Here is a 14,374-nt window from a genome sequence, read left to right as displayed (position 1 = left end):
TCCTATCAACTATTCTTTTAAAAAAATTCCATCGTTCGCTTCAAGCCATCTTGCAGTGATACCTCTGGTTTCCATCCTAATCCGCGCATAGCCTTTTCATTCGAAAGTATTGAACGATAAATATCACCTTCGCGTCCTGGCCCAAACTTCGGAATAAGTTTCTTCCCAGAAACCTCACTCATAACCCGTACCAAATCCAGTAAGCTTGTTTCGGTCTGCGTACTTAAATTGTATATATTATTTACATTCGTCGTAGTTATCGCTTTGCAAATACCACGTGCGATATCACCTGCATACACGAAATCTCGGGTCTGCGTGCCATCACCATAAATCGTAATATTCTGACCAGATGCGATGCGTTTGGCAAATATGCTGATAATTCCGCCTTCACCACGGTCACCTTGACGCTCACCATAAACATTTGCGAATCGGCAAACAACATAATCCAAACCATACAGCTCATGATAAAGCTGCAGATATTTTTCTACAGTTATCTTAGTTAAACCATAGAAAGACATCGGCGTAAGTTTTTCATTCTCCCGGATAGGCAACTTATCCTCAGTCACATCACCATAAACAGCTGCTGTAGAAGAAAAAATCACTCGTTTTACACCGCTATTACGGGCTGCCTCCAAAATATTAACTGTCCCCATTATGTTCTTTGATGCATCAAGCTCAGGATCTTTTATGGATACATCCACCATAGTCTGAGCGGCCAAATGCACGATAACGTCAAAGTATGCCGTCTCAATCTTCTCTCTAGCGTTCTTACTCCTGACATCCATTTCCCAGCAATCGCACTTTTCCTTACAGCCCTGCAAATGCTGCCAAGACCCGGAACTCACATCATCCAATACCGTTATTTCATTTTTTTCTTTTAATAGTTGGCGCACCAAATGGGAACCAATAAATCCTGCGCCCCCTGTCACTAAAATCTTCATAGTGTAGTCTCCTTCTGCTGAAACGACTGTGCGTTATTAGTGATTTTGCATTTATCGCATTTTTTCCAACCATCTTCCCACCGCAAATAGAATAGCAAAAACGGATCTAGAATGTACAATGTTCCCTCTTTCCAATCTATTGTATCTGGTTCAAGTACAGATTCCTTGATAATCGCTTCAGCATGACCAATATTCTTACTCAAGTTAGGTGTCGGAGGCAGCTGGCTTTGACCAATGAATTTTGCTAGCCTTTCCTTGATTTCATCTACCGTTAATTTCAATGTTGGCGGGTCTTCACAGATAGCTAACAGCAACAACCGATAAATATCCCCAGTCCGGCCATCGGCAAAGGTATATTCTTTTCTGCGGCTCTTTCCCTTACTAGGCCCCTTTAATACATTATTTACTACATCGGCATAATTCGGATAATGATACGAGGTTTCCGCAAAGGCGGCCCGGATATCATCATATGAGATTGCTTCCAATTTATTATACCCACTAGATAAGCGAGATTAGAGCAATTCTCCTGCATGAGCTGCGGCGATGTCGCACTTTCTTCCGCAATGTAGGATAGCATTTCCTCACTTAACTGAATGCCTAGAAGCTCAAATCCATTGGCAGCAATTTGCCGCAGTTCCGCCTCCTTCGCTATTTTATATTATAATTATATATTTTTTCATTCTATTGCTCAATAAAAATCATTTCTTCATGCCTTTATTAACCAATATAAAAATCAGTTGACTTTTTATGATATTTTATAGACAATAGATACAGCCTCTTGAAAAGGAGGTGAATCTGTGTTTTCTTTTTTCGTGAGTGTCTTAGCATCTCTTATTGCTAGTATTCTGTTCGAATTACTCAAACATATGCTACATAAGTGATATGTTATAGACACGCAAAAAGCCCCTTGGCGAAGGTAAGAGGTTGCCAAGGGGCTTCTTGTATCTGTGTTTTCTTTTCGTACTTTCATTATTGCATAATAACACTACTCTGTCAAGCTACAACATCATTCCTTACATACGCCTCCGGCTCGTTGATGAATATATCTGTTATGCCTTGAGCTTCTAGTTTTGACAAGTCAAGTTTCGTCCCTGTCGGCTTTTCGGGATACAGGTGGCCGGTGAACCATGCGCGGACTATTTGACCGGTCAGTTCTTCACGAGTCCGATCCATTGCCCGCCAGAAGGGATGAATGGCGGCACCAGGAAAGTTTTTCTGCTTGAACAAGCAGTCTGAAGCATTGACATCGAGTATGCCCAGCTTAGCGGCAGGCGAGAGATTATGTACTACTTCCAAACTCTTGGTATAAAAGCTCGAGTAGACGATGTTGTCTTCTATCCCACGCTTTTGGATGAATTCGACGATTTTCTGCTCAATGCCTGGATAGTGATAAACATTGTTCTTTATCTCGATATTTACCTGCAGACCTGCTTGGATATACGGCGCAAGCAAATCAAATACTTCCTCGACCGTCGGTATATGTTCGACCTTCGGCGTTCCTGTGGCGATATGCAGGCAGGATAATTCCTGTAAGGTAAAATCACGGATATTGCCAATGCCATCGGTGGTGCGATCGACGCGTTCATCGTGGCATACAACCATTTGCTGATCTTTTGTCAGCTGAATGTCCAGCTCTATCCCCGTCAGTCCATGTTTATGGAGTTCGGCGGCTTTTTCAAAAGCGGTCAGCGTGTTTTCCGGATAGCGCTGGCTACAGCCGCGGTGTGCCCAAAATTTCATACGATAACTGTTCCTTCCTCGATTCTGGTCTGTTTGCGCCAGGCCAGGAATTTCTCCATGATATCGGCAAAGGCAATGGAGTCTGTCCGCGTGAGCTTAAAGCCGCCACGCGGATTGCCGTTGATGGCCGAGACAAAATCACTTAATTCGTAGCGCAGGCCATCCCCCAAATACTTGGTATAGACCTTTTCATTCTGCGTGAAATCTTCATAGCAAATTTCAAATTCCGTCGTCTTCCACCACGGCGCGGGCACAAAGATATAGCCACGCGTCCCCGAAATCAGCAGATGACCATCAGATTTTACCTTGAGGCCGGTTTTAGCCGTCGCCATGCTATGCGGGTAGCGGAAATAAGCCTTGGTATAGAGGTCAACGCCATTTGCTGCCTTAAAGCACTCGAAGCGGATATCTTGGTAATCCTTACCGAGCAGCTTAATGATGGGCAGCAGATTGTAGCTGCCATACTCGGTGAAGCTACCACCATGTTCGGCATTGGTGAGCTCGCGCATCGAGTCTTTGGGGAATATGCGCGTAAAGCAGGATTCTACATCGCGAATCTCGCCAATAACACCGCTCTGTACCATCGACAGCAGGCGGATAAAGCCTGGCGTATAGGCCGTCTTTATGGCCTCCATAAGCACCAGCCCGCGCTCCTCGGCCAGCGCAAACAGTTCCTCAGCCTCGGTCTTTTTCAGCGTCATCGGCTTTTCGCAAAGCACATGCTTGCCATGTTCCAGCGCCTTTTTCGCATAGATATAGTGGAACTCATGCGGCACGCAGATGTCTACGGCATCGACATGTTCGTAGAATTCTTCTTCATCAGCCGTGTAGAACTCACACTCCATCTCCTCCGCGAAGCGTTTGGCACTTTCGATATGCGGGTTGAATACCCCCGTGAGCTCCATGCCGCTGACGTATTTTGCCTCGGGCACGAAGCGCCGCGCAATGCGGCCGCTGCCGATGAGGCCCATGCGGATGATTTTATGATTATGCGTGCGTTTCATCGTGCTCGAAATGCCCTTAGTACGCTCGAGGTAACGGACTTCGCAGAAATCCTTGAGATAGTCGAATTTTCCCGTCCAGTCTGACCCCAGCACGAAGATATCCGCCCCGTATTTTTGGATATCTTCAACCTTCTGGCCGATATGGTCCTCCACGATGACCTCATCGGCAAAGCCGCTTTTCTTGACATTTTCAATGCGCGTCATCAAAGAATCGACAACATTCAGCTTGCCTCGTGCCTCGTCAAAGCTCTCCGTGGTAACACCGACAATCAGATAGTCGCCCAATGCCTTAGCTCGTTTGAGCAGCCGGTAGTGGCCTTCATGAAAGAGGTCAAAGGTACCGTATGTTATGACTTTTTTCATTACCTCTCGCCTCCTTTTTTCGCATCAAGTTGTTCCGAGATATATTGGTGGATAGCAATTCCTGCCGTACCATCGATATGCGCGGCAATCTCACTGTATGCTTCCAGCTGAGCACTGCGCGAAAAGCCCTGCTCCGCAAAACCTCTTTGCAGGAAATCCTCCAGTGTATTGTACGCATCCTCAAGACAGCCATACCGCAACCACTCCGAAATACGGCCGAACCCTTTTCGCAATTTCTGCCGGCTCGCTGGTTCCAGTGCCAGCGGATATTCGATGAACTGATTGGTCCGCCCATTAAAACGATAGACACGGCGCTCGGGGATATAATAGATTTTTTCCTTATCCAGGAAACCTGCACAGCCCCAAACCGGCAGATAGCCATTATCCGTCCGGCAAGTTGCCTTGAACGGTACTTGCCACTCCGAAAATTCACCGGTGCTCTTATCAAGCTTCAAGAAGCGATTGCCCCAGAATGGTGCCAGATAAACTGTATCGCCTGCTACCGTCAGACTGCTCCAAGGATTCATCTCACATTCAAACCTCAGCGGCACATGCTCCGAGTGGAAATTCTCCGGCACATCCGCATAGACTTTTATCGTTCCCGTACGCGGATTCCAGCAGCGGATGGTATAGCCCTTGCGCGGCAGGCACCAGATTTCTTCGCCATCCGGCATCAGTACCAAGCAGCCATTTTCATCCTGCTCATCCAGATTGAGAAGTTCCACCTGCAAGGTCACCGCATCAATCAGCAGGATGCGGCCATCAGTCGGTGATGCAATAGCGAGCATATCCTGCCATACACAACTGCCGCCTACGGTCCAGCTGCCATCTACCTCCTGGGCTATGACGTCTGCATAGCCATCGATATAGTCCAGCTGGCCATTCATTATATCATAACGGACAATCGCCGGATAACGGATGGGTATCAAGAAAATATATGGGCCAATCTGCCATGCTCCAGCAAAGCGTGCTGCAGTACTGCAACGATCGTGCAGCGGAATCCGCCGCACGACGCGATGGTCAGCCACCAGCAGTATTTCCTGGCCATTGGCCGGACAAATCACCACATAGTCCTCTGTCTCAAAGACGCGTCCATAATAAGCGCCGCTTGTATATGCCGACAAGTTGCAGTAAAACTCATACTGACCATCCATCTTTGGTGACCACAACAAGTCATTGTTTCCGGTCACAATCCATTTCAAGTTATCGGTCAGATTAAGATTGCCACGCCAATCTTCAGGTTCCGGCAGCCGGTCGATGAGATTGTTGAAAATAAACATCGGCTTTCCTGCCACACCAAACAGTGACGTCACACTGGTGCCCGAGTCACCGATATAGACATCCGACCAAGCGATTGCCGTATCGATATCCGGCGTATCATCGTAGATGCCAATCTGATGCTCCAGGTAGTATTGTTTGAGCTGATGGAAGAATGGCAAAAAGTCCTTACGCATCGAGCGGAATGTCGTCTCCAATAGCGGATGCGGCCGCCATAGCAGACAGGCCTCCGGATGTTTTTCGAAGGTACGGAATACGTACTCCATCTTTTTCAGGAAGGCCCACGGATTGTTAATCATCCCCGCCAAACTGGTATTATAGAAATACACGGTCTTTCCCGCCAGCCGGCTCTTCCACGCTGCTGGCGGCTCTGGCCGCTCTTTGCAAATCCGGACAATCCGGTCAAACTTTGGGGAGCCAAGCGGCAGGATTTTGGCCCGATCGACCTGCGGATCATAGAATTCCTTCAGTGATTCCGCCTGCACGATAATATAGTCCACATTCTGATAGGCAAAGCAGAATCGCTGCCCATCCCCCATACCGCCTGCAGTCGCAAAGTAGGGAATATAGACCAGGATATCCGTATATTTCTTCAATTCTTCCGAATAGTACTGCGGCGCCACACTTGTCGCCATATTGCCGTTATCGTAGGGATTATGGATGTATATTACTTCTGGATGCATTTCCGCCAGCGTTACATGCTGATAGTCGAGAATTGGCACATAATCCGGGAACAAAGCTCCCTCGTAATGCATCGTGCCAAAGGTATAGTCCGTCTTCCGTTCAAAATAGGGAATCGGCATCACATAAGCTTCACAGGATTCATCGGCCTCAGCTGCCAGCCAGACACTTTCTAGGCTGTCCCACATAGAAGCCTTATACGGCATGAATAAAATAATCCGGCGGCATTTTTCCTTCTGCATCGCCTTGATGGCAACATCCAGAATATCCTGGCAGAGTGCACTGGATTCTTTGCGCTCTGCTGCCGCCATCTGTTGCCAGTCTCTCCCTAAAACCTGAAGCAGCCCATCAAAAATCTGATGATAAAAATCATACCGTTCCGCACTCAGCTGCAACCGGCAACAGTCATCAGTACTTGACAGGATGTCCCTGAGCTCTGTGCCTGGTTCCCGTCCTACCCGCCGCAGACTCCCCATGGCAATTGCCGCTGTCTTCAATTGTTGTACCAGCTGACGTTTCTGGCTCCATCCCAACATCCTTCTTCACCTCTTGTACATACTATGTCTTATCTTTTATACATTCGACAATTGCCCGGCCATTCCCTTTTATTTCTTAGGAACAGCAATACAGCACTGTCTCGCAGGACGTGGGAATCTTATACCCCAGCCCATATTCCCGCAGCAACGCCTTGTCCTGTTCCGAGAGCCAGTAATCCGTGACGTCTATGGGATAGTGACGGAATTCAAAGCGGTAGCTTGGGCAAAGTGCGGAGACGTATTCGCGCAAATCCCATAGATCATAGGGACGATGATAGGCACTGATAGCCATCTTTGGCTTCCATTTCAGGATGGAGGCCGCCGCGCCCTCTAGAACCTCCCGTTCAGCCCCTTCGACGTCGAGCTTGATATAATCCACACGCGGAAGGTTTGCCCGCTCGACATACGCATCGACGGAAATAAAGTGTGCCTTCTCGGCACCATGGTCCAGCTTGCAGCTGGCGGTGCCACCGCTGTTATAATGCGCATCGGCCTCCACATTGGAAAGGCCCATATTTTCGACCACAAAACCGTATTGCTCGGCTTTGGCCTGGCAGACTTCATAGTTTCTCCTATCCATCTCAAAGGCATAGACTTTCGCCCCGAGCGAGGCAAACAATCTTGCTGTACCGCCATCATAAGCACCGCCGTCAATCGCAATGTCATCTTCCTGCGGGATAAAGCTTTCGAGCATATACTGCGGTTCCGGCGCAAAGTGATAGTCCCGGATCTGCCAGGACACATTGCCGGCAATCGCCGCCAGATAGGACTTTTTCGATTCTTCCTGACCAAGGCAGGCATAGGTCTCATAAAGCCGTGGCAAATTATCAAAGATAAAATCCCTTATATTGATTGCGTCCTGCAAATGGCCCAGGTTGATAGAATCCACGCCCAAGGGGGCCAGTACCTTATCGAGCACGGGCAGCCACATCTGCGGATGCAGCAGCATGATTTTCACTTCGCGCGGGTCTGACAGGAATTCTTTAAGCCCCACGACACGGCAAGCAGGATAATTAATTTCGCCAACGTTTTTGTCCCAAGTGCAGATTGTCGTTACGTTCATGCCCCATTCCCGCACTGCGTCGATATTACCGGACGCGAATGGTTCCATAGGATAAAAATACGCACAGGGAATCTGCTGTTCCTTGATTGCCTCCATCGAATCCTCATAGTTGCGATGATACAGTTTCTTGACCATCGTTAGGAAATCTTTCATTGCCTTCACCCTTCTATCTCTCCATATGATACACGATCTTGCAATAACCGTTCGATCGTCCCGATGACCAGCTGTGGGGTAATTTTCTTTGAGCATTCGTATTCCCGCGCGGTTCCCTTATGGTAGGGACATTTATCCTCCCGCCAGTCCACGCGCAAATCGTTATAACAGCCATGGCAAACCTGCCGATTCTGCACCCGATAGGGCGTATCGAATTCCGAATAGGGCAGCGATATGCCGCCAATCAACACCACTGGGCACCCAGCTGCATGGGCCAGCCACGACAGGCCACTTGATAGGCCAATAAAAAAGTCTGCATAGGCCAGCATATTGACGCGATCCATCAACGTGTAAGCCCCAGACATATCCTCGGCCCCTGCGGGCATCTCAATATGCAGGCCATCGCTGTTGGTTGCCCGCTCGCGGTCGATGCAGATGACCCGATAGCCAAGTTGTTTCAGATAGTCCACAACCTGCTCCCAGCCCTGCGGATGCAGCCAGCATTTGCGTGCCCCCGAAGCCTGCACCGCGATACAGACATAGGGCTCCCCTATCGCCCGCGGCTGGGTTGGCTCATAGATAACATTCTCTGCCGCCCGATACAGCCCCAACAATTCCCGGCCGATATACGAAACAGGCAAAGACCGGCTGTCGTCCGGCATCAAAAACGGCGGTGTCTGAAAGGCACCGATATGATAGGTCGCATAGGCATCTTCGGGGAATTCTTCCACCACGGTAAATTCCGGATAGTAGTTTGCCAGGATTTCGCGGAATGCCGGTTTATCGAGAATCACGCCACGGCATTTCCACTGCTGCACAAAGGCCCGGAGGTAGGGCAGCAGCATGATGATATCGCCGAGCACATCGCCTTCTAAAACAAAGCAAACCGTCTGCCCTGCCGCATCATAGGTATGCGCAAAGACCAGCTGCCCTGCCTTTTTCACCTCAATCTGCCAGCGAATGAAATACTGCTCCATCGAAATAAGTACCGTTTCCGATGCTTGTCCATCGAAAAACACCTGCCCGCTGTCCGCATCGGTAATCCTGACCTGCCAATCACCAGCAGGAACTGCCACCCTCACACCGGCATTAAAATCGAGTTTTAGTCCTTCAATGCCCGTGTCGCCCTTGACCATCCCTGCCAATTCATCATAACGGACAAAGATTCCGCTGTCTTCGGCGGTAAAATCCTTCACGCCCGAATAAAAATACAATACCGGCCATAAGTGCATCCTGCCAACTCCTCTCTACAGCTGACTATGCATTTCCACCAACGGAGTATCCATCGCGCCAATGATGGCATCCTGAAGCACGGCCTGCCAAAACGCCTGCCATTGCGGCTCTCCGTCCTGCAGGAATTTCCGGCCAAAATCGCACCGCTGCATCGTCTGCCGCCGGAACAAAGGCGCGGACAAGCCGCCCGTCAACAGTGCCTGGTGCTCTTGCAGATATTGCCGATAGACATTGCCATCGCCAATGGCAAAACCGTCCGGCAGCTGCAAATCCACCAGCGTTCCCCGCTCTTTTGCCGGTTGCAAAGCAGGATAATCCAGACTATTCGTCAGCACGAAATCAATATTGCCATGACGCGCCAGCGTCGTAACCATCGGCTGTATTTTATGCTTCGCTAAAATATCGCCAGGGAACACCCATTGGATGAATTCACCATCTGCGGACTCCCATAAATCCTTCCAGAGAATATCTCCCTGCTCCTGCAGATAGATAATATCCTTCGTGGTCTTTTCCGACTGCTCTTCCAAGAATCCGAGCAGCCAATCGTCACGACTTGCTGTTTCTCCCAACGGGAATACGATAAGGTTCACCTGCGGATAATCCTCCGCCACCACGCTGGCAAAGGACTGCTGAAAGGGCTCCTGCTCTCCAATATAGGGCAGCAGGAGCGATACCTTATGCTGTTCACTGGCAGCCTGCTGCTCACTATAAGCATTGGCCAGCTGTTCGGCCGCCAGCAGGACATTGCGAAGCAGCACGGCTTCGCCGCTCTGTGCCCTCGTATACGAAAGCTGCAGCGCCTTACAGGCTGGTGCCAGCCGCACAATCTGGCCTTGCTTTAACAACGGGCGGCTCGTTTTCTCGCCTGCCAGCAACCGATAGAACCCCTGCCGCCAATGATTGGCCAGGTTCGTCTGCCGTGAGTATTTGGCCACATTGGCCAGCCACCCCACTGCGGCTTTTGACGCGGCCTGCTCGCTGCTGCGCCAGGGAAAATGGGCCAGATGCACACCATTTAGCGGCAGCGGCTTCAACCGCTGCAAACCGTCGATTGCCGGAAGCAGAGCATGATGATTGCCTTGGCTCAGACGGAAACCTGTCTTTTCCCAAGCCTCACGCCCCAAGAGAAGTTTCCCGAGTTCTTCAGACTGGCTTTCCCGCTGGCTTTCCATTGCCAGGATAAACTGCTGTCCATGATATTCTTCTACAGTCTGATAAGTAACCCATGGCAGCTGATAAATATCAGATGGCGTACAAACGGAAAGCAGCGCCTCGCGACACCAGCCCATATCCTGCTCCCCATCCGGCAGCAGGAATTCATCGGCATCAAGCGGCAGAACAAAGTCTCTCCCCGCCGCAAAAGCCTGCTCCATCAGGTCTGTCATGACCTCAGCCTGTGCCTGCTCCGATTCGGAAAACTGCTGCACAGTGAGCGGCAAGCCCTCTGCTGCTAATTGCTGCAAGATCTCATAGGTACCATCCGTACTGGCATGGTCTACTATATAAAGTTTATCCGCAAAACTTGCGGCATGGCGCACAAAGCTTTCGATGATATCCGCTTCGTTGCGTACCATCGAGATTACCGCTATCTGCATCATGATCATCCTTTCCTCAGTTTATAGATTACGGATCAGTGCTGGTGAACGGAAAAGATGACCGCTGTATTTCTCCGGCAGAAGCAGCCAACCATCCATAAAATCCTGCCCCTCCTGCCAACCTGCCGCTAAAAGTTCCTGCTTTATTTTCTCATACTGTCCCGAAAACAAGATGTAGAGCCTGCGTCCCGCAGGACTTACGCGCTCATATTGGCACAGGCGTCCCGCCCAATCCATATCACTGCGCATCGTAAGGTAACGATCCTTCCCTCCCAAATTGAAAAGTTCCTGAATCGCTTTCTGTGAGGCTTCATTGGCGCAAAATATCCGCTGCCTTTGACTGGCAACGCTGAATACCTGCCGCGCCAGCTCCAGATCGATATCATGTTGCCGCTCCATCTGCGCAAAACAACGATAGAGGAAGTCTTCGTCGCACCATGGCGTCTGGGAAAACATCGTATAGAATAGCCGATCATAGACGTCGTCTTCCCGCAAACCGAGACTTCCCGCATCATAATGATAAACTGCGGGTACCAACTGCTGGATTTTACGAAACTGCAAAGCTGGCACAAACGCATTATAGGCAATATTCAAATGTTTATAGCCGTTAGCAAAATATGCATTGAGGATATCCTGATCGTAAAACACAAATCCTTCGAGCTGTTTTAACCGCTTGATGCCTGCCCGCAGGATATCGCCCTGCGCCAAAAACTTCTCACGGTCTACAAGCAATACCCCGGAGTTAAAATAATCACGGCCATCCAGCCAGCCTGCTGCCACCATCGGATTATCCGCCGGATCTCCTGCCTCATCATACTCTGCTACCGCAGCCAGCGGATATTCCTCCAGGCTCTCCTGCCACAAACCAGCGATATCCATATGAATTACGGTATCGGCATCAAAATAAATAAACCGCGACACTGCTGGCGGCAATAACCGTGCCGCCAACAAGCGGTAAAAGGCCGCATAAGTATAACGCGATACCCCAGCCTGAGGTAATTCCTGCCGCAAATAGTCAAGCTCCGCCGCTGCCAGCACTTCCACATTGTAAAACGAAAGCTGCTGGCCAAAATGCATGGCCGCCTGGTGAAACCTCACCTTTTCTTCTTCCCGCAACGTCCCATCATGCAACAGATGGATATGCAGATCCTTCTCCTCGTGCTGCTCGCAAAGCGACCATAATGACGTTCCCAGAAACTTACTATACGTCCCCTTCTCATCAGCTATCGCATAGCAAATATCAATCATTCTATCCTACACTCCTCAATTACAGACCTGCCCTTCGCTCAGCTTCATGACCTAATAATAACATTTCCCGCAGAGCAGTACCCGTGCGATGCTTTACCTGAGATTCCAGCCGTTTTGCCAGCCGATCCCCCCACCATAACTGTAACGACGTAAAGTTTCCTGCTGAAATCGTACGCCGTATGCCCTCCTCGACAGTTTGCTGGAATAGGTCACTTATCATGCCAGCCTGCCCACGATCCCCTTCAGCCATATGCCAAAGCTGGAATAAATCGTACGTCTGCTGCTGCCAAGTCTTATGCCCTTCGTCATACTGCTGCAAATAGTCAAGCATCAAATCAAGTGCACCGCGAAAATCCTTCCGCTGCCAGCAGCCATAGACACGCGGCAGATTAGCCTGCTGGTGCACCTGCCATTTCCGCACGATATCCCTGCGGCCAAAATCATTACTGATAAGCCCCTTCAAAGGATAGCCCTCACGCGCAAGGATACGCTCCCAAAAAACTGCATCCATCTTATTCCAGCCATGCGCGCCGAATGGCCGCCAACCAGCCAGCATGCGCGGATAGGCATGCTGGATATTTTCCTGCACCGCAAATTCCAAGGCCGTTTTCACATCCGGCACCGTAAAATCCAACTGCGGATTTTTTCCGCAATAACCCCAAAACGCATCTTCACAATCGAGAAGTTCCCCGCTCCAAGGGTGATCTTCGGCCTGCAACCTTTGCCATACGGGAACCATTGCCCGGCAAGCCGCTACGCGCCGCAAGGAAAAACCACCATTGCCTACGCGCGCACCGATTGCATGCCATAGCGGCGTCAGCCGCCGCACCGGTGCACCGATATAGTCATAGCCCCTTCGACAGAACTCTGCCAAACGGTCAGAAAATACGAAGGCATCGAGCTGATAGATCAGCACATATTCATAAGCGGCAAAGCGGTCATAAAACTCTGCTGAGAGCATCAAGGCGCTATAGCCGGTAACGCTCTGGAAATAAATATCTGCAAAGGCTTCTTTACCGATTCCTGTTTCTAATTCTCCATAAGCTAGCTGCAGGGATTCCGGATGGATAAAGTACAGTGGATAATTTCCCAGCACTTTGCGCAGCTGCCGCATAGCTACAACGTCTGTAAGCGTAGGTTCAGCTTTATAAACCGGAATCACTACTGCTACTAACTTCTTATGACTCATAGCACCTGCTCCTGATTGATACATAACAAACTATTCTCTCCGCGCTGACACCGCTCACGCAAGATTTCAAAACCTTGGCGCATAGCTCTTACTTCGACCTGACAAATACAATGCGCCTCATTCATAGAACAACAGCCATGTTCTGAACGCTTCGGCCTGCATTCTGGCAAAGCATTTGCTGGCTGGACGAATACGGCCGGTACCTGCCAAGGATAAAAAACTGCTGACACATCATCAGGACCAATCGGAAATTCCGCTGGATAGCAACACGGCATCAGCACGGGCTTATCCAACGCAGCCGCCATATGCATATTCCCCGTATCGTTGCCAATATAAGCCTCACAGTAATCCATCACCGCAGCGCTCTCACAATAGGTAAGGCAACTCACAAAATTCCTGATTTTTGTTTCATCGCCTTCTAAAGCACGATAAGCTGTCAGGAAACGTGCCACTTCCTGCTCATCCGCTGCACCACCGCCCAACAATACAAAACGCATTGCCGGATAATCATGCAGCAGCCACACCACAAGTTCGGCATATTTTTCTGGCGGCCAGTGATTAAATGCTCCCTGTCCGCCCATGATTACAGCATAAAGAGGTGTTGCCGCCTGTATCCAGTCAGCCAATACAGCTTTTGCCTTCGCCAAGTCCGCTGGCTGGCACCATATTTCCAGACTTCTATCGTTTACCCTTTCCCCCCACGCTCCATCCAATACGCCTAAATACCGTTCACAGGAATGGCTATTTTTTTCCTGATATGATACGGGCCGATTGATGAACGGCTCCACCACATCATACGGTATGTCACCATGCCAAAATGTTGACTTCTGCACACGGCTGATATCATATGCTACACGCTCCTTAGCTCCACTCAAATACGCGAGCTGCACCGCACTGCCATAATGTGGGAATACAAAGGCCAAATCAAAATGATAGGGCAGAAGCTTTGCACAAAATCCCTGATTCCATTCATAAAGCGATAGGAAATCATTCCAATCGCATTGACGCAGATTCGGTATGACCTCATCTACATACGGACAGGCCTCAGCCAAAGCTAAAGCCCGCGGAAAAAGCACCAGCACGATATGTGCCAATGGATAATGCTGGCGGATAGCCCGCAGACATGGCGACAAATTGATGAAATCCCCCACGCCCGCATCATGGATAATCAGGATGTTCCGCGGCGATTCTGGCATTGCCGTACGATACCCATGCCGCACAAAATACGGCTCCATATACTGGATAAAATCATGCGTATTAAATTCCTTCGTTTGCTTTATCTGTTCTTCATAAACTGCGATGCCCTGCTGTATATCCTCAATCGCCCGCATATCTATCACCATCCCTGTA

At 49.6% G+C, this 14,374-nt stretch carries 11 protein-coding genes; all 11 read right to left on the bottom strand.

Features of this window, described 5'->3' with window-relative positions:
• Positions 1 to 17 precede the first annotated feature (17 nt).
• A complete protein-coding gene (locus T504_RS0112500) occupies positions 18 to 941 on the bottom strand; it encodes an NAD-dependent epimerase/dehydratase family protein (protein ID WP_033171366.1) in 924 nt (307 codons plus the stop codon).
• Positions 938 to 1,426, bottom strand: a complete 489-nt coding sequence (locus T504_RS0112495; protein WP_033171365.1) for a hypothetical protein — start codon at positions 1,424 to 1,426, stop codon at positions 938 to 940. The genes T504_RS0112500 and T504_RS0112495 overlap by 4 nt, the downstream gene beginning before the upstream one ends.
• Positions 1,427 to 1,934: 508 nt before the next feature.
• Positions 1,935 to 2,681 (bottom strand): glycerophosphodiester phosphodiesterase family protein, encoded by a 747-nt coding sequence (locus T504_RS0112490; protein ID WP_033171364.1) that lies wholly within the window; start codon positions 2,679 to 2,681, stop codon positions 1,935 to 1,937.
• Positions 2,678 to 4,048: a Gfo/Idh/MocA family oxidoreductase gene (locus T504_RS0112485; protein ID WP_033171363.1), complete on the bottom strand. Its 1,371-nt coding sequence runs from the start codon at positions 4,046 to 4,048 to the stop codon at positions 2,678 to 2,680. Before T504_RS0112485 ends, T504_RS0112490 begins: the two co-directional genes overlap by 4 nt.
• Positions 4,048 to 6,543, bottom strand: a complete 2,496-nt coding sequence (locus T504_RS14025) for a hypothetical protein (RefSeq protein ID WP_051635383.1) — start codon at positions 6,541 to 6,543, stop codon at positions 4,048 to 4,050. Before T504_RS14025 ends, T504_RS0112485 begins: the two co-directional genes overlap by 1 nt.
• Positions 6,544 to 6,619: 76 nt before the next feature.
• On the bottom strand, positions 6,620 to 7,759 hold the full coding sequence (locus tag T504_RS0112475; protein WP_033171362.1) for an FkbM family methyltransferase: 1,140 nt from the start codon (positions 7,757 to 7,759) through the stop codon (positions 6,620 to 6,622).
• A gap of 5 nt (positions 7,760 to 7,764) precedes the next feature.
• Complete coding sequence (locus tag T504_RS0112470; protein ID WP_051635382.1) at positions 7,765 to 8,991, bottom strand: autotransporter strand-loop-strand O-heptosyltransferase; 1,227 nt, start codon at positions 8,989 to 8,991, stop codon at positions 7,765 to 7,767.
• A 15-nt stretch (positions 8,992 to 9,006) separates the two neighbouring features.
• Positions 9,007 to 10,590 (bottom strand): glycosyltransferase family 2 protein, encoded by a 1,584-nt coding sequence (locus T504_RS0112465; RefSeq protein WP_033171361.1) that lies wholly within the window; start codon positions 10,588 to 10,590, stop codon positions 9,007 to 9,009.
• Between the two features lie 18 nt (positions 10,591 to 10,608).
• On the bottom strand, positions 10,609 to 11,835 hold the full coding sequence (locus T504_RS0112460) for a glycosyltransferase family 8 protein (RefSeq protein ID WP_033171360.1): 1,227 nt from the start codon (positions 11,833 to 11,835) through the stop codon (positions 10,609 to 10,611).
• 19 nt (positions 11,836 to 11,854) lie between these two features.
• Entirely contained in the window at positions 11,855 to 13,024 is a 1,170-nt protein-coding gene (locus T504_RS14020) for a DUF5672 family protein (RefSeq protein WP_051635381.1), read from the bottom strand.
• Positions 13,021 to 14,367, bottom strand: a complete 1,347-nt coding sequence (locus T504_RS0112450) for a glycosyltransferase family 9 protein (RefSeq protein WP_033171359.1) — start codon at positions 14,365 to 14,367, stop codon at positions 13,021 to 13,023. Before T504_RS0112450 ends, T504_RS14020 begins: the two co-directional genes overlap by 4 nt.
• Positions 14,368 to 14,374: the final 7 nt, after the last annotated feature.

This window comes from Selenomonas sp. ND2010 (assembly GCF_000702005.1).
GTDB lineage: Bacteria > Bacillota > Negativicutes > Selenomonadales > Selenomonadaceae > Selenomonas_A.
This window is presented reverse-complemented; position numbering and strand designations above follow the sequence as displayed.

Coding starts and splice junctions, on each gene's coding strand:
- T504_RS0112490 (WP_033171364.1), bottom strand. CDS start 2,681: ATGAAATTTTGGGCACACCGCGGCTGTAGCCAGCGCTATCCGGAAAAC.
- T504_RS0112465 (WP_033171361.1), bottom strand. CDS start 10,590: ATGATGCAGATAGCGGTAATCTCGATGGTACGCAACGAAGCGGATATC.
- T504_RS0112485 (WP_033171363.1), bottom strand. CDS start 4,048: ATGAAAAAAGTCATAACATACGGTACCTTTGACCTCTTTCATGAAGGC.
- T504_RS0112500 (WP_033171366.1), bottom strand. CDS start 941: ATGAAGATTTTAGTGACAGGGGGCGCAGGATTTATTGGTTCCCATTTG.
- T504_RS14020 (WP_051635381.1), bottom strand. CDS start 13,024: ATGAGTCATAAGAAGTTAGTAGCAGTAGTGATTCCGGTTTATAAAGCT.
- T504_RS0112460 (WP_033171360.1), bottom strand. CDS start 11,835: ATGATTGATATTTGCTATGCGATAGCTGATGAGAAGGGGACGTATAGT.
- T504_RS0112450 (WP_033171359.1), bottom strand. CDS start 14,367: ATGGTGATAGATATGCGGGCGATTGAGGATATACAGCAGGGCATCGCA.
- T504_RS14025 (WP_051635383.1), bottom strand. CDS start 6,543: ATGTTGGGATGGAGCCAGAAACGTCAGCTGGTACAACAATTGAAGACA.
- T504_RS0112470 (WP_051635382.1), bottom strand. CDS start 8,991: ATGCACTTATGGCCGGTATTGTATTTTTATTCGGGCGTGAAGGATTTT.
- T504_RS0112475 (WP_033171362.1), bottom strand. CDS start 7,759: ATGAAAGATTTCCTAACGATGGTCAAGAAACTGTATCATCGCAACTAT.